Here is an 18,340-nt window from a genome sequence, read left to right on the forward strand (position 1 = left end):
CGCGCGTCACGCGAGTCCCAGCTCGTTGTCGATGAAGTCGAAGATCTCGGTTTCGCTCGCTGTCTCGAGCTTTTGCCGGGTGTTCTCCGCCGGGCCCGTGCCCAGCCGGCCCAGCAGCGCCTGCAGTCGGGCGGTGATTCGGGTGCCGGCCAGCTGCTCGGCGGTCAGCGCGGCGAAGGCCGCTTCGATCCGGTCCAGCTCGGCTTCGGCCGCCGCGGCCGGGTCGGCCGGGCCGAGTTCGCGGCCGAGGTGCTGGGCCAGCGCCGCCGGGTTGGCGTAGTCGAACCCGAGCGTCGCGGGCAGGGACAGGCCGGTGACGGCGGCGAGCCCGTTGCGCAGCTCGACCGCGGTGAGCGAGTCGAGGCCCAGTTCCTTGAACGCCAGCCCGGGGTCCACTGTGGCCGGGCTCGCGTACCCGAGCACGGCGGCCACCTCGGCGCGCACCAGGTCGAGCAGTGCGCGGTCCCGCTCGGGCCCGGTCAGCGCGTCGAGCTTCGCCCGGAAGTCCGGCTCGGGCTTGACGGCGGTCTCGAGCGCGCGGCGGGCCTCGGGCAGGTCGTCGAGGAGCCGCGCGGCCCGGACGGCGGTGAAGCCGGGGGCGAACTGCGCCCAGTCGACGTCGGCCACGGCGACGACGGTGTCGCTGCCGCCGAGGACTTGATGCAGGGCCGCGGTGGCGACGTCCGGGGTCAGCGGACGGATGCCGCCGCGTTCGGAGCGGGTGCCGGTGCCGGCGGCCATGCCCGCGCCGGCCCACGGGCCCCACGCGATCGAGGTGGCGGGCAGGCCGAGGCCGGCCCGGTGCTCGGCGAGGGCGTCGAGCACGGCGTTCGCGGCGACGTAGTTGCCCTGCCCGGCCGCGCCGAGGGTGGCGGCCAGGGAGGAGAACAGCACGAAGGCGGACAGGTCGCGGTTGCGCGTCAGCTCGTCCAGGTTGACCGCGGAGTCCACTTTGGACTTGAGGACGGTCGCGAGCCGCTGCGGCGTCAGGGAGTCCAGGACGCCGTCGTCGAGGACGCCGGCGGCGTGCACGACGGCGTCGAGACCGGGCAGCGAGTCCAGCAGCTCGGCCGTGGCGGCGCGGTCGGTGAAGTCGCAGGCGGCGATGGTCACCTTGGCGCCCAGCGCGCTGAGCTCGGCTTCCAGTTCGGCGGTCCCGGGCGCGGCGGGCCCCCGCCGCCCGGCGAGGACGACGTGCGGCGCCCCGGTGCGCGCCAGCCACCGGGCGACTTCGGCGCCCAGCGCGCCGGTACCGCCGGTGACCAGCACGGGGCCGGTCGGGGTCCAGGGCTCGGCGGGCGCCTCGCGCGGGGCGCGCACGAGCCGCCTGGCGAAGGTGCCCTCGGGGCGGATGGCGAGCTGGTCTTCGCCGCCGGCCCCGGTTCCGGTTCCGGTTAGGGCCGCGATGAGCCGGGTCAGTTCGGGTTCCCCGGGTTCGGCGGGCAGGTCGGCCAGGCCGCCCCACCGGTCCGGGTGCTCCAGCGCGGCGGTCCGCCCGAGGCCCCAGATCCCGGCGGACAGCGGCTGCGCGGGAGTTTCGGCTCCGACGGCGACGGCTCCGGTGGTGACGGCCCATAGAGGGGCGTCGAAGCCGGCGTCCCCGAGGGCTTGGAGGAGGGTGGTGCTGAGCGCCAGGCCGAGCGGCACGGACGGCTGGCCGGGGGTGGGGTGCCCGGCCAGGCCGAGCAGCGAGAGGACGCCGGCGACCGGACCGAGGCCGAGCAGCTCAGCGGCGACAGCATCGCGATCCGGCTCGCCCAGTGTCAGCGGCACCGGCTCGGCCCCCGCCTCGAGCAGTGCCGGGAGCGCCGCCTTCACCAGCGGCTCTTCTTCAAACCCGGCCGGGACCACGACGAGCCAGCGACCGGACAACGCCGCCCGCGGCCGGTCCGCGATCAAACTCCACGACACCCGGTACTGCTTGCTGCCGGCCGGCGAGGTCACCGGGACCAGCGGCTCGGGCCAGAACACCTGCCGCTCGAAGGGGTACGTCGGCAGCGCGACCTGCCGCACGCCCTCCGAAAGTGGCGCCCAGTCCACCGCAGGGCCACTGACGTGCAGGGACGCCAGCGCCAGCATCGCCGTCGCCGGCTCCGGGCGGTCCTTGCGCAACATCGGGGCCGCGCCTTCGGCCAGCGCCGACAACGTGCCGTCCGGGCCCAGCTCCACCAGCCGGGTGACGCCGGCCTCGCGCAGCGTCTCGACCACCGCGGCGAACCGCACCGGCTCGCGCACCTGCCGGACCCAGTACTGCGGGTCCGTGAAGTCGGCGTCCGCGGTCACCGTGGACACGATCGGGATGCGCGGCCCGGCATAGCCGATCCCGCGCGCCACCTCGGCGAACTCCTCCAGCATCGCGTCCATATGAGCCGAGTGAAACGCATGCGAGACCCGCAAATCCCTAGACTTCACCCCGCGCGTGGTCAGCTCGGCGGCGATCTCGGCGAGGGCCGCCGGGTCGCCGGACAGCACGGTCGACCGGGGCCCGTTCACCGCCGCCAGGTCCGCGCGCCCCGCCGCGACCTCGACGACGTCCTGCTCGGCGGCCTGCACGGCGAGCATCGCGCCCCCGGGCAGCGCCTGCATCAGGCTCGCCCGCGCGGCGACCAGCTTGCCCGCGTCCGCCAGCGAGAACACCCCGGCGACGTGCGCCGCGGCCAGCTCGCCGATCGAATGCCCGGCCAGGTGGTCCGGCCGGACGCCCCACGACTCCAGCAGGCGGAACTGCGCGACCTCGAGCGCGAACAGCGCGGGCTGGGTGTACCCCGTCCGGTCGAGCGCCGCGGCGTCGCCGAACACGACGTCCCGCAGCGGCCGCTCCAAGGAAGCGTCGAGCACCGCGCACACCGCGTCGAACGCGTCCGCGAACACGGGGAACCGCGCGTACAGCCCGGCCCCCATCCCGGCACGCTGCGAGCCCTGGCCGGCGAACAGCAGCCCGGTCGCCCCGTCGCCGGCCCGCCCGGTGACGACGCCCGGGTGCTTCGCGCCCGAAGCGACCGCGGTCAGCCCGGCGAGCAGGTCGGTGCCCGTCACGACCGCCCGATGGCCGAACACCGTCCGGGCCGCCAGCGAACGTGCGACATCCGCCGGGGCGACGTCCGACGCTTCGACGAACTCGGCGAGCCGCCGGGCCTGGGCACGCAGCACCGTCTCCGACCGGCCCGAGAGCGGCCAGACGACGTCCGGCGCGGGAGCGTCCGGAACCTCCACGACCGGCGGCTCTTCGAGAATGACGTGCGCGTTCGTGCCGCTGAAGCCGAACGACGACACGCCCGCGCGACGCGGCCGCTCCGAGCGCGGCCACGGCTGCGTCTCGGTCAGCAGCGCCACCGCGCCGCTGTCCCAGTCGATGTGCCGCGACGGCCGGTCCGCGTGCAGGGTCTTCGGCAGGACGCCGTGCTCCAGCGCGAGGACCATCTTGATGACGCCGGCGATCCCCGCCGCCGCCTGCGTGTGGCCGATGTTGGACTTCAGCGACCCCAGCCACAACGGCTGCGAGCGGTCGCGGCCGTACGTCGCCAGCAGCGCCTGGGCCTCGATCGGGTCGCCCAGCTCGGTGCCGGTGCCGTGCGCCTCGACAGCGTCCACATCGGACGGTGCCAGGCCCGCGCTCGCCAGCGCCGCCCGGATCACCCGCTGCTGCGAAGGACCGTTCGGGGCCGTGAGACCGTTGGACGCGCCGTCCTGGTTCATCGCCGAGCCGCGCAGCACCGCGAGCACCGGGTGCCCGAGCCGGCGCGCGTCCGACAGCCGCTCGACCAGCACGACGCCGGCGCCTTCGCCCCAGCCCGTGCCGTCCGCCTCGTCGGCGAAGGCCTTGCACCGGCCGTCCGCCGCGAGCCCGCCCTGGCGGGAGAACTCGACGAACGCGCCGGGCGTCGCCATCACCGTCACGCCGCCGGCCAGCGCCATCGCGCACTCGCCCGAGCGCACCGACTGCGCGGCCAGGTGCAGCGCCACCAGCGACGCCGAGCACGCCGTGTCCACGGTCACCGCCGGGCCGCCGAGGCCCAGCACGTACGACACCCGGCCCGAGACGACCGAAGCCGCGTTCCCGGTGCCGACGAACCCGCCGAAGTCCTCGCCCGAGCCCGCGAGCACCGCCGGATAGTCCTGCCCGTTGGTGCCGAGGAAGACACCGATGTCCGGACCACCCGAAGGGTCGACCCCGGCGCGTTCCAGGGTCTCCCAGGCGGTTTCCAGGACGAGCCGCTGCTGCGGATCCATCGCCAGGGCTTCCCGCGGCGAGATGCCGAAGAAGGCCGGATCGAACTCCGTGACGCCGTCGACGAACGCGCCGCCGCCCGTGACGACCCCGGCGGCCATGAGGCCGGCTATGTCCCAGTGGCGGTCGGCGGGGAAGCCCGAAACCGCGTCACCGCCGGAATGCAGCAGCTCCCACAGGTCCTCCGGGGTCCGCACGCCGCCCGGGAACCGGCAGCCCATCGCCACGACGACGATCGGGTCCTCGGTGGACACCGCCGCCCGCTCGGCGACCGGCGCCTCGCTCGACGTGCCCGCCAGGTGCCGGGCCAGGTGGGCGGCGGTCGGGTAGTCGTAGATCAGCGTCGCGGGCAGCTCGGTCCCGGTGGCCAGGCCGAGCCGGTTGCGCAGTTCGACGGCGGTCAGCGAATCGAACCCGAGATCGGCGAACGACTTGTCCGCGGCGACCTCCTCGGTGTACCCGAGCACCGCCGCGACCTGCCGGCGCACCAGCGTCAGCAGGTCCGCTTCGGAGAGTCCGGACAGTTCCACCGGCGGGGTTCCGGCGGCCGCTTCGGGCAGTTCGGTCAGCAGGCGGCTCGGCCGCACGGCGGTGAGACCCGGCCCGTAAACCCGCCAGTCGACGTCGGCGAGCGCGACCGTGACGTCTCCCGCGCCCAGCGCCCGGTCGAGCGCGGACAAGGCGAGTTCAGGGGTCAGCGGTGCGAGACCGCCGCGCCGCAGCCGGTCGCTGACGGCTTCGTCGGCGGCCATCCCGGCGTCGGCCCACGGGCCCCAAGCCAGCGAGGTCGCCGGAAGCCCGCGCGCACGCCGGTACGCGGCCAGGGCGTCGAGGTACGCGTTCGCCGCCGCGTAGTTGCCCTGCCCGGCCGAGCCGACGGTGCCCGCCAGCGAGGAGAACAGCACGAACGCCGAAAGCTCGCGCTCGGTGGTGGCCTCGTGCAGCAGCCGGGCGGTGGTGGCCTTGGCGCGCAGCACGCGGTCGAGCTTTTCGGGGGTGAGGCCGTCGAGCACGCCGTCGTCGAGGACGCCCGCCGCGTGCACGACGACACTCAGGTCCGGCAGGGAGTCCACCAGCGCGGTGACCGCGTCCCGATCGGTGCAGTCGCAGGCCACCACGGTGATCTCGGGCGCGGTCGGTGCGACCGCGGCCGGGCCACGACGGCTCGCCAGCACCACTCGCGACGCCCCGCGCGCGACCGCCCAGCTCGCGAGGTGGCCGCCCAGCGCTCCGGTACCGCCCGTGATCAGCACCGTGCCGCTCGCTGTCCACTCAGGACATTCGGCGGACAGCGGTGCGCGCACGAGCCGCCGGCCGAAGACCCCGGCGGGCCGGATGGCGACCTCGTCTTCGGCGCCGTCGGCGAGCACTCCGCACAGGCGGTCGAGGCCACGGCCGTCGAGGCGCTCGGGCAGGTCGATCAGGCCGCCCCACCGGCGCGGGTGCTCCACCGCGGCGGACCGGCCGAGGCCCCACACCTGCGCCTGCTCCGGGTGCGCGAGGGGATCGGACCGGCCGGTCGAGACCGCGCCCCGGGTCGCGCACCACAGCGGCGCGGACCACCCCAGCGAGCCGAGGACCTGGACCAGCGCGAGGGTGTCCTCCACGCCCACCAACGAGAGGATTCCGGCAGGTTCGTCCCCTGACAGGGCGGCGACAGCCGCCACGTGCCGTACGTCCGCGCCCCGGTCGCGCAGACCCTCGACGACGTCGCCGGCGCCTTCTGGCGCCACCACGAGCCAACGACCGGACAACCGGGTCGCGGTCGTCCCCGTCACCGGCCGCCAGTCGATCCGGTACCGCCACTGGTCCACTGTGGACTCGTCGTGGTGACGACGCCGCCAGGACGCCAGCGCGGGCAGGACGTCGCTCAGCGGCGTCTCCGGCGGGATGTCCAAGGTGGCGGCCAGCTCGTCGAGGTCCTGGCGCTCGACCACCGACCAGAAGCGGTCGGCGTCGACGTCCCCGACCGCGGTGGACTCCGGCGAGGTCAGCCAGAACCGCTCGCGCTGGAAGGCATACGTCGGCAGCTCGACGCGGCGAGCGCCGTCGAGCAGCGCGGTCCAGTCGGGCGCGCCACCCCGGACGTGCAGCTCGGCCAGCGCGGACAGCACCGACTCCCGCTCGTCGCGCGACGCGCGCAGCATCGCCACGACGGGCACGCTCGCCATGCCGGTGAGGGTCCCGTCCGGGCCCACCTCGACGAACCGCGTCGCACCACGAGCCTCCAGGGCCGTCATGCGGTCGGCGAACCGGACCGGCTCGCGCACGTGGCGCACCCAGTACTCCGGGTCGGTCAGATCGGCGGCTTCGCCGGTGACGATCGGGATCTTCGGCGTCGAGAAGCTCAGCCCGGACACGACCTGACGGAACTCGGCCAGCATCGGCTCCATCAGCACCGAGTGGAAGGCGTGCGACACGGCGAGCCGCTTCGTCTTGCGACCGCGGGACGCCAGTTCGGCCGCGGCCGCGAGCACCGCGTCCTCGTCGCCGGACAGGACGACGGAGTCGGCCGCGTTGACGGCGGCGAGGTTCACGCGCTCGCCGAGCAACGGCGTGACCTCGTCCTCGGTGGCCTGCACGGCGACCATCCCGCCGCCGGCCGGGAGAGCGGCCATCAACCGCGCCCGGGCGGCGACCAGCTTGCAGGCGTCGGCCAGCGTCAAGACTCCGGCGATGTGTGCCGCGGCCAATTCACCGATGGAGTGCCCGGCGAGGAAGTCCGGCTTCACGCCCCAGGACTCCAGCAGCCGGAACAACGCGACCTCGACCGCGAACAGCGCGGGCTGCGTGTACCCGGTGTCGTCCAGGGACTCGCCCGAGATCACTTCGGCCAGCGGAATGCCGAAGCCCGCGCACACCTCGTCGAAGGCCGAGGCGAACACCGGGAACGCGCGACGCAGGCCGGCGCCCATGCCGATCCGCTGGGAACCCTGGCCGGAGAAGAGGAACGCGGTCTTGCCGGCCTTGCCCGGCGCGACACCCTCCACAAGGGACGGTGCGGGCTCGCCGGCCGCCAGTGCGTCCAGTGCTGTCACGGCCTCGGAGACGTCGGCGGCCAGTACCACGGCGCGGTGCTCGAACGCCGACCGTTCCGTGGCCAGGGACAGCGCGGTGTCGGCGAGGGGCAGCTCCGCGTGACCGAGCAGGTGTTCGCGCAGCCGTACGGCCTGCTCGCGCAGGGCTTCGCCAGTCCGCGCGGACAACGCCAGGGGCACCGGTCCGCCGGGCGAAGAAGCCGGCGAGGCAGGCACCGCGTCGTAGCTTTCCAGGATCACGTGCGCGTTGGTCCCGCTGATGCCGAACGAAGAAACGCCGGCCCGGCGCGGAGTCTCCCCGGCCGGCCACGGAACGTTGTCGGTGAGCAGCTCGACGGACCCGGCCGACCAGTCGATGTGCGGCGACGGCTCGTCGACGTGCACCGTGCGCGGCAGCAACTCGTGGCGCAGCGCCAGCACCATCTTGATCACGCCGGCGACGCCGGCGGCGGCCTGGGTGTGGCCGATGTTGGACTTCACCGAGCCGAGCCAGAGCGGCCGGTCGCGGTCCTGGCCGTAGGTCGCCAGCAGCGCGTGCGCCTCGATCGGGTCGCCCAGCGTGGTGCCCGTGCCGTGCGCCTCCACGACGTCCACATCGGACGGCGTGAGCCCGCCGCTCGCCAGCGCGGCCCGGATGGCCTGCTGCTGCGCCGGTCCGTTGGGCGCGGTGAGGCCGTTCGACGCGCCGTCGGAGTTGACCGCGGACCCGCGGAGCACGGCCAGCACCGGGTGCCCGTTGGCCAGTGCGTCGGACAGCTTCTCGACCAGGACGAGCCCGACGCCCTCGGACCAGCCGGTGCCGTCGGCCGCGGCCGCGAACGGCTTGCACCGCCCGTCCGGGGCGAGCCCGCGCTGGCGGCTGAACTCGAGGAACATGCCCGGCGTCGACATCACGGTCACGCCGCCGACGAGCGCCAGCGAGCATTCGCCGCGCCGCAGCGCCTGGGCCGCCCAGTGCAGCGCGACCAGCGAAGACGAGCAAGCGGTGTCCACGGTGACCGCCGGGCCCTTGAGCCCGAGCTGGTAGGCGACCCGGCCGGAGATCACCGCGGTCGAGTTGCCGGTGAGCAGGTACCCTTCGACGCCTTCCGGCAGCGCGGTCAGGCCGGAGCCGTAGCCGGTGGACGTGCCGCCGACGAAGACGCCCGCCTTCGTGCCGCGCAACGACAGCGGGTCGATCCCGGCGCGTTCGACGGTCTCCCACGCCGTCTCGAGCAGCAGCCGCTGCTGCGGGTCGGTGGCCAGCGCCTCACGGGGGCTCATCCCGAAGAAGCCGGGGTCGAACTCCGCCGCGTCGTAGACGAAGCCGCCCTCGCGGACGTAGCTGGTGCCCGCTTGCCCGGCGTCGCCGGAGTACAGCGACGCGGGCCAGCCGCGGTCGGTCGGGAAGCCGGACATGCCGTCGCCGCCGGCGGCCAGGAGCTGCCACAGCTGCTCGGGGGTGCGCACGCCGCCGGGGAACCGGCAGCCCATGCCGATCACCGCGACCGGCTCGGCGTCGGACTCCTCGACCTCGCGCAGCCGCTGGTTCGCCGCCCTCAGGTCGGTGGTGACCTTCTTGAGGTAGTCGAGCAGCTTCTTCTCGTTGTCGGAGGTCACGCCCCGAACTCCTTGTCGATCAGGTCGAACAGCTCGTCGGCGGACGCGGCCGCGACTTCGTCGTCCGACTGCGGTTCTTCGGGGGTGGTGCCGGTCCACCACGCAAGCAGGCTCTGCAGCCGTTCGGTGATCTCCTCGCGGCCCTCGTAGCCCTCGGGCAGCGAGGCGAGCGAACCGCGCAGGTCGTCGACCAGGCCGTTCGCCGAGGGTGCCGGCGGCGCGATCGCTTCGAGCAGGTAGCCGGCCAGTTCGGCGACCGTCGGGTAGTCGAACACCAGCGTCGCGGGCAGCCGCTGCCCGGCGACCGCGCCGAGCCGGTTGCGCAGCTCGACCGCGGTGAGCGAGTCGAAGCCCAGTTCGCTGAACGCCTTGCCGGCGTCGATGTCCACTGTGGACGCGTGCCCGAGCACGGCGGCGACCTGGCCGGCCACCAGGCCCACCACCAGGTCCTCGCGGTCCGCGACCGGCGTCGCCGCCAGCCGCTCGGCCAGGCCGGCCGGCTCGGCCTTCGCCACGGCCGCGACCGCCCGCCGCGGCGGAGCGGTGACGAACCCCCGGAACAGCGGAGCGCCCGAGGACGCCAGCGCGACCGGGTCGACCCGCATCGGCACCACGGCCGCCTCGCCGGAAGCCACACCCGCGTCGAGCAGGGCGAGGCCGAGCTCGGCGGACAGCGGCAGCAGCCCGGCGCGGGCCATCCGGCCCAGGTCCGTCTCGGTCAGCCCGCTGGTCATGCCGGCGGCAGCCGACCACGGGCCCCACGCCAGAGCCACCGCGGGCAGCCCGAGGGCGTGCCGGTGGGTGGCGAAGGCGTCCACGAAGGCGTTCGCGGCCGCGTAGTTCGCCTGTCCCGCCCCGCCGAACAGCCCGGCGGCGCCGGAGAACAGCACGAACGCGGTGAGGTCGGCGTGACGGGTCAGCTCGTCGAGGTGCACCGCGGCGTCGACCTTGGGCCGCAGCACCTTGTCCAGCCGGGCCGCGTCCAGCGAGCCGACGACGCCGTCGTCGAGCACCCCGGCGGTGTGCACGACCGCCCGCAGCGGGTGGTCGTCGGGGATTCCGGCGAGCAGTCCGGCCAGGGCGTCGCGGTCGGCCGCGTCGCACGCCGCGACGGTGACGGTCGCGCCCAGGCCGGTCAGCTCGTCGCGCAGCTCGGCCGCCCCGTCGGCCGCGAGGCCGCGGCGGCTGGTGAGCAGCAGGTGCCGCGCGCCGTGCTCGGTGACGAGGTGCCGGGCGAGCAGCCCGCCGAGGCCGCCGGTGCCGCCGGTGATCAGGACCGTGCCCTCGGGGTCGAGCGGCGCGGGCACGGTCAGCACGACCTTGCCGACGTGCTTGGCCTGCTGGAGGTGCTTGAACGCCGCGGGGGCGCGGTGGACGTCCCAGGCCGTGACCGGGATCGGCCGCAGCACGCCCTGGCCGAGCAGGCCGAGGATCTCCCGCAGCATCTCGGCGATGCGGTCGGGCCCGGCCTCGATGAGGTCGAAGGCCTGGTAGGCGACGCCCGGGTGGGCCGCGGCGACGTCGGCGGGGAGCCGGACGTCGGTCTTGCCCATCTCCAGGAACCGGCCGCCGCGCGGCAGCAGCCGCAGCGACGCGTCCACGAACTCCCCGGCGAGGGAATCGAGGACGACGTCGACGCCCCGGCCGCCGGTGGCCGCGAGGAACCGCTCCTCGAAGTCCAGGGTCCGGGACGAGGCGATCCGGTCGTCGGCGAGGCCGTGTTCGCGCAGCGCGCCCCACTTGCCGGCGCCCGCGGTGCCGTACACGTCGGCGCCGAGGTGCTTCGCGAGCTGGACCGCGGCCATGCCGACGCCGCCGGCGGCCGCGTGGACGAGCACGGTCTCCCCCGCTTGCACGCGGCCGAGGTCGACCAGCGCGTAGTAGGCGGTGAGAAACACGATCGGCACGGACGCCGCCTCGGCGAACGACCAGCCGTCCGGGACGCGGGCGACGAGCCGCTGGTCGGCGACCGCGATCGGCCCGAACGCGCCGGGGAACATGCCGAGCACCCGGTCGCCGACGGCGAGCCCGGTGACCCCGGGGCCGACTTCGGTGACCACGCCCGCGCCTTCGAGGCCCATCGCGCCGGCCTCGCCGGGGTACATGCCGAGGGCGTTGAGGACGTCGCGGAAGTTCACGCCCGCCGCGCGGACGGCGATCCGCACGTGGCCGTCCGCCAGTGGGGCGGCCACCTCCGGGCACGGCAGCAGGGTGAGGTTCTCCAAGGTGCCCTTGTCGACGATGTCGAGCCGCCAGTGCCCGTCCTTCGGAGCGCTGAGCACACCACCGGCCGCTTCGGCGCGCACCAGCCGGGCCGCGTGCGGTTCACCGTCGCGAAGGGACAGTTGCGGCTCGCCGGTGGCCAGTGCGGCCGGGATCGCGCCGTAGGACGCTTCCTTGCCGTCGACGTCGACCAGCAGGAACCGCGCCGGGTTCTCGGCCTGGGCCGAGCGGACCAGGCCCCAGACACCGGCGTTGGCCAGGTCGGTCACCTCGCCGCGGTGGGCCACCGCGCCGGAGGTGACGAAAACCAGCTTCGCGCCTTCCAAGGCGTCTTCGGCCAGCCAGCGCTGCACGGTGTCCAGGGCCAGTCCGGTGGCCGCCCGGACCGAGCCCGGGAGGTCCGCCGTCCGGCCGGTGGGAGCGAGCGGCGCGAAGACGACCTCGGGAGGTGTGGCGCCGCCGGTGATCGCGGCCACCAGCGCGTCGACGTCCCCATAGGACACCAGCGGGCCGGACGTGCCGAGCTGGACGCCGAGCTTGTGCTGGTCCGGGCCGAGCACGGCCCAGGACCCGGTGTCCGGTTCGGACCCGGTTTCCAGGGGGACCCAGTCCACCTGGAACAGCGAGTCGCGCAGCCCGCTGGGCTCGGTCGTCAGCTGGTCCGCCGAGACCTGGCGCATGGCGAGGGAGTCCACGGTGGCGACCGGGTTCCCCGCGGCGTCGGCGATGGTCAGCGCCAGGGCGTCCGGTCCGGCCAGACCGAGCTTGACGCGCAGCGCGTCGGCGCCGGACGCGTGCAGCGTGACGCCCGACCAGGAGAACGGGAGCCTGCTCTGCCCGGACCCCGCCAAAGGCAGGTAGAGCAGGGCCTGCAGCGCGGCGTCGAGCAGGGCCGGATGCAGTCCGAAGCGACGTGCGTCGGTGCGGGCCGATTCGGGCAGCGCGATCTCGGCATAGACGTCGTCGCCGGACTGCCAGGCGGCGGTCAGGCCGCGGAAGGCGTCCCCGTAGGCGAACCCGCCCGCCGCGTAGGTGTCGTAGAAGTCGTCCACGGCAAGGGGTTCCGCCTTCGCGGGCGGCCACTCGGACAGCGGTTCGCCCGGGTTTCCCGCTTCGACGGCGAGCAGGCCGGTGGCGTGCAGGACCCAGTCGTCGGTGCCCTCGATCCGCGAGTGCGCGGTGAAGGCGCGCGTCCCGTCCTCGGCGGGTGTCCCGACCGAGCACTGCAGCTGGACGCCGCCGCGGGCGGGCAGCACCAGCGGCGCGGCCAGCGTCAGCTCCTCCACGCGGGCGCAGCCGGCCTGGTCCGCGGCGCGGACGGCCAGCTCCAGGAACGCGGTGCCCGGCAGCAGCACCTGGCCCATGACCTCGTGCCCGGCCAGCCACGGGTGCGTGGACAGCGCGAGCCGGCTGGTGAACAGGAGCTCGTCGGCCCCGGCCACGGAGACCGCCGCGCCCAGGAGCGGGTGGTCGACCGCGGTGAGCCCGGCGGCGGCGACGTCGCCCAGCGGCATGCCGGACAGGTGCGGCCAGAAGCGCTGGTACTGGAACGCATACGTCGGCAGATCCACGCGGCGCGCGCCGGTCCCGGCGAACACCGCCATCCACTCGGGACTCTGCCCGTGGACGTGCAGCTCGCCGACGGCGGCCAGCAGGGTGACCCGCTCGTCGCGGCCCTTGCGCAACGTCGGGACCGCCACGGCCGCCTCGACCATCGGCGCGAGGACGGCGTCCGGCCCGATCTCGACGAACCGGTTGACGCCGAGGTTGTGCAGGGTCGTGACGGCGTCGGCGAACCGGACGGCCGCGCGCACCTGGCCGACCCAGTACTCCGGCGTGAGCAGGGACGCGGCCGCACCGGTCACCGTGGACACGATCGGCAGGCTCGGCTCGGTGAAGGTGATCTGCTCGGCCACCTTCGCGAACTCGGCCAGCATCGGATCCATCGACGGCGAGTGGAACGCGTGCGACACCGTGAGCCGCTTGGTCTTGCGGCCCAGCGCGGTGAAGTGCTGCTCGATCCCGTCGAGGTCGTCGCCGGAGACCACGATCGACGTCGGCCCGTTGATCGCGGCGATGCTCACCGTGTCCGTGAGCAGCGGGGTGACCTCGTCTTCGGTAGCGGTGAGGGCCAGCATGCCGCCGCCGCGGGGCAGCGCCTGCATCAGCCGGCCGCGCGCGGCGACCAGCCGGCACGCGTCGGCGAGGGAGAACACGCCGGCGACGTGCGCGGCGGCCAGCTCGCCGATCGAGTGCCCGGCCAGGTACTCGGGCCGCACGCCCCAGGACTCCAGCAGGCGGAACAGCGCCACCTCGACCGCGAACAGGGCCGGCTGGGTGTAGCCGGTCTCGTTCAGCAGGCCTTCGTCCCCGAAGACGACGTCGGCCAGCGGCCGGTCCAGCTCGGTGTCGAAGTGCGCGCACACCGCGTCGAACGCCTCGGCGTACACCGGGTGTTCGGCGTAGAGCTCGCGGCCCATGCCGAGCCGCTGCGCGCCCTGCCCGGTGAAGAGGAACCCGATCCGGCCTTCGCTCGTCGGGCCGGGGAGAGGTCCGTCGGCGAGGTCGCGCAGGCCCCGCAGCAGCTCCTCGGTCTCGGTGCCGATCACCACGGCGCGGTGCTCGAACGCCGAGCGGCCGGTCGCGAGGGACCAGCCGACGTCGGCCGGTCGCTGCCCTGTCTCGAGCTGCTCGGCGAGCTGAGCCGCCTGGGCCCGCAACGCCGCTTCGGACCGTCCCGAAAGGACCCACGGCACCGGACCGGACCACGTCGGTTCGGCCACCGGCGCCTCTTCCGGGGCTTGCTCGACGATCACGTGGGCGTTGGTGCCGCTCACGCCGAACGACGAGATCCCGGCCCGGCGCGGGTGCCCGTCGGGCGACCACTCGACGGCGTCGGACAGCAGTCGCACGTCGCCGGTGCTCCAGTCCACATGGGACGACGGGACGTCGGCGTGCAGGGTCTTCGGCAGCAGGTCGTGGCCGAGGGCCAGGACCATCTTCATGATCCCGGCCGCGCCGGCGGCGGCCTGCGTGTGCCCGATGTTGGACTTGACCGAGCCGAGCCACAGCGGCCGGTCGCGGTCCTGCCCGTAGGTGGCCAGGACGGCCTGCGCCTCGATCGGGTCGCCCAGCACCGTGCCGGTGCCGTGCGCTTCGACGGCGTCCACTTCGGACGGTGTCAACCGCGCGTCGGCCAGCGCCGCGCGGATCACCCGCTGCTGCGACGGTCCGTTCGGAGCGGTCAGGCCGTTCGACGCGCCGTCCTGGTTGACCGCACTTCCGCGGACCAGCGCGAGCACCGGGTGCCCGTTGCGGCGCGCGTCGGACAGCCTTTCCAGGAGCACCATCCCGGCGCCCTCGCCCCAGCCGGTGCCGTCGGCGTCGTCGGAGAACGCCTTGCAGCGGCCGTCGAGCGCGAGGCCGCGCTGGCGGCTGAACTGGATGAACCCGGACGGGGTGGACATGATCGTCACACCGCCGGCCAGGGCCAGCGAGCACTCGCCCGACCGCAGCGCCCGCGTGGCGAGGTGCACCGCGACCAGCGAAGACGAGCAGGCCGTGTCGACCGTGACGGCCGGGCCTTCCAGGCCGAGCGCGTAGGAGATCCGGCCGGACACCACGGATCCCGCGTTGCCGGTCATCGTGTAGCCCTCGACACCCTCGTCGTCGCCGAGCGCGAGCAGCGGGGTGTAGTCCTGCCCGTTGGAGCCGGCGAAGACGCCGACCGGGCCGCCGCGCAACGACGTCGCGTCGATCCCGGCGCGTTCGACGGCTTCCCACGCGGTCTCGAGCAGCAGGCGCTGCTGCGGGTCCATCGCCAGGGCTTCGCGCGGGTTGATGCCGAAGAACGCGGCGTCGAACCGGCTGGCGCCGTCGAGGAACCCGCCGCGGCGGGTGTAGGACGTGCCCTGGTGGTCGGGGTCCGGGTCGTAGAGCGCGTCGAGGTCCCAGCCGCGGTCGCCGGGGAAGTCGGTGATCGCGTCCGCGCCTCCGGAGAGCAGCGCCCACAGGTCTTCCGGCGAGCGCACGCCGCCGGGGAACCGGCACGCCATCGAGACGATGGCGATCGGGTCGTCCTCGACGCTCGCCGGGGTGACGTCCACTGTGGACGTGACCTCGGCCGGGCCGCCCAGCTCGCCCTTGAGGTGCGTGACCAGGGCGGTCGTGGTCGGGTAGTCGAAGATCAGCGTCGCGGGCAGCTTGAGGCCGGTGGCGGCGCTGAGCCGGTTGCGGAGGTCGACCGCGGTCAGCGAGTCGAACCCGAGGTCGGTGAACGCGCGGTTCGGCTCGACGTCGCCCGGTCCGGCGTAGCCGAGCACCCCGGCGACCTGGGTCCGGACGAATTCCAGCACGTCGCGCTCGGTCAGCCCGACGCCCTGGGTCTTCTCCCCCGCGGCTTCGATCGCCTGCCGCGCCTCGGGAATGCCGAGCAGCAGCGGGCTCGGCCGGACGGCGGTGAACGACGGCACGTACCGCGCCCAGTCGACGCCCGCCACGGTCAGGGTGGTCTCGCCGTGGTCGAGGGCCTGCTGCAGCGCCGAAATCGCCAGCTCCGGGTCGAGCGCGTGGATGCCACCCAGGCGCTGCCGTTCGGCGACGGCGGCGGCGTCGGCCATCCCGGTGTCGGCCCACGGGCCCCAGGAGATCGACGTCGCGGCCAGGCCGAGCGAACGCCGGTGTTCGGCGAGCGCGTCGAGGTAGGCGTTGGCGGCGGCGTAGTTGCCCTGGCCGGGCCCGCCCCAGACCCCCGCCGTCGACGCGAAGGAGACGAACGCCGACAGGCCGAGGTCCTTGGTCAGCTCGTGCAGGTGGAACGCGGCCAGGGCCTTGGGCTCGAGCACCGCGGCCAGCCGGTCCGGGGTGAGGGCCGACAGCACACCGTCGTCGAGCACACCGGCGGCGTGGATGACGGCGGTCGGCGGGTACTCGGCCACCACGGCGGCCAAGGCGTCTCGGTCGGAGACGTCGCAGGCCACGACGGTCGCCTCGGCACCGAGCGCGGCGAGTTCTTCGCACAGCTCGGCCGCGCCCGGGGCGTCCGCGCCACGGCGGCTGGTCAGCACCAGCCGCTCGGCTCCGCGACCGGCGAGCCAGCGGGCGACCTTCGCGCCCAGACCACCGGTACCGCCGGTGACCAGCACGGTTCCTTCCGGCGTCCAGGTGCGGTCCGGGGTCGCCGAACCGAGCGGAGACCGCAGGAGCCGGCGGGCGAAGACCCCGGACGCGCGGACGGCGACCTGGTCTTCGTCCCCGGTGAGCGCGGCGGCCACGCGGGCGAACGCGCGCTCGTCGAGGTCCGCGGGCAGGTCGAGCAGGCCACCCCAGCGACCGGGGTGTTCGAGGGCGGCGACCCGGCCGAGACCCCACACCGGCGCCTGGGCCGGGTTGCGCAGCCCGTCGGCCTTGCCGGTCGAGACGGCACCCCGGGTAAACGTCCACAAGGGAGCGTCCCGGTCGTTGAGGGCTTGGATCAGGGTGAGCGTGTCGACGAGCCCGCGATAGGACTCGTCCGTGCCCAGCAGGGACAGGATCCCCGCCGGTTCGACGTCCCCGATCCGCTCGGCCAGTGTGGCGCGGTCGACGCCGACCTCGGCCTCGACGGTGACGATTTCCGCACCGAAGCGGTCCAGTGGCACCGCCGTCTCGTCGTCCGGTCGGCGCACGACGAGCCAGGTGCCCTGGAGGCGCGGCGAGGCCTCGACGGTGACCGGCTGCCAGCCGACCCGGTACCGCCAGTTGTCCACTGTGGATTCTTCTCGGCGTTGCCTGCGGTAGGCCGCCAAGGCGGGGAGCAGGCCTTCGACGGCGGACGCGTCCAGGCCGAGCGTCTTCGCCAGGTCGCCGGCGTCGTCGCGTTCGACGGCCGACCAGAACCCGGCGTCGGCGGCGTCCGAGGCCGCGGCGACGTCACCCGGGCCGGGCAGCGTCGGCCAGTACCGCGCGCGCTGGAACGGATAAGTCGGCAAATCCACAGTGGACCCACCGGCGAGGACCGGCGAGAAGTCCACTTCGGCCCCGCGCGCCCACAGCTCCCCGGCCGAAGTGAGGAAGCGGGCGAGCCCGCCCTCGTCGCGACGCAGTGAGCCGGTGACGACGACGTCGTCGAGGGTCCCGGCGATCGCGGTGCCCAGCACGGGGTGCGCGCTGGACTCGACGAACACGCCGAAGCCCTGCTCGCCGAGCGCCACGGTGGCGGGCGCGAACAGCACGCGCTGCCGCAGGTTCCGGTACCAGTACGCGGCGGTCAGCTCGGTGGTGTCGAGCCAGTCGCCGGTGACGGTCGAGTAGAACGGGATCCGCGCCGTCGCCGGCGAGACCGGTGCGAGGACGTCGAGGAGCTCGGCCTCGATCGCTTCGACGTGCGCGGAGTGCGACGCGTAGTCGACCTGGACCTTGCGGGCCCGGACGCCGTCGGCGGCGCAGCGGGCCACCAGCGCGTCGACCTGGCCGGGATCGCCGGAGACGGTCACCGCGGCGGCGCCGTTCAGCGCGGCCACCGACAGACCGGGGTATTCGGTCAGCAGCAGTTCGACGTCTTCGGCCGGCAGGGCCACCGATGCCATCGCACCCCGGCCCGCCAGCGACGTCCGGATCACCTGGCTCCGCAGCGCGACGACGCGCGCGCCGTCTTCCAGCGAAAGGCCGCCGGAGACGCAGGCGGCGGCGATCTCGCCCTGGGAGTGCCCGATCACGGCCTCCGGCCGGACGCCGAAGGACTCCCACAACGCGGCGAGCGACACCATGACCGCCCAGCAGGCCGGCTGCACGACGTCGACCCGCTGGAGCATCTCGGCGTCACCCAGGACGTCGGTCAGCTGCCAGTCCACGAACGGTGCAAGTGCGGCAGCGCACTCGGCGAGCCGGTCGGCGAACACCGGCGCGGCTTCGGCGAGTTCGAGGGCCATCCCGACCCACTGCGAACCCTGGCCGGGGAAGACGAACACGGTCTTGCCGGGCGTCCCGGCGACCCCGCGCACGGCGAGTTCGCTCAGCCCGCCGAGCAGGGTGTCCCGGTCGGCGCCGACGACGACGGCCCGGTGCTCGAAAGCCGACCGCGTGGTCCCCAGCGACCACGCGACGTCGTGGACGTCCTCCGTAGCCACCACCTCGGCCAGCCGCCCGGCCTGCTCGAGCAGCGCCTCCGCGCTCCGCCCGGACAGCAGCAGCGGCACCGGACCCGAGCGCCCCAACGTGGCCTTTCGTGTTTTGGGCGCCCCCAAAGACTCCCTTGTGGGGTCTGACGCCAACA

Annotated in this window: 1 protein-coding gene and 1 pseudogene; both read right to left on the minus strand. The window is 74.4% G+C overall.

Annotated features, from left to right (window positions below):
* Window positions 1-6: 6 nt before the first annotated feature.
* A pseudogene (locus ACZ4TR_RS16220) lies at window positions 7-8,817 on the minus strand (type I polyketide synthase); the annotation flags it as partial.
* Window positions 8,818-8,861: 44 nt separating this feature from the next.
* Window positions 8,862-18,340: SDR family NAD(P)-dependent oxidoreductase (locus ACZ4TR_RS16225; protein ID WP_465287763.1), on the minus strand; the 9,479-nt coding region annotated here is incomplete at its 5' end.

It is taken from the genome of Amycolatopsis sp. NPDC028719 (assembly GCF_055565395.1).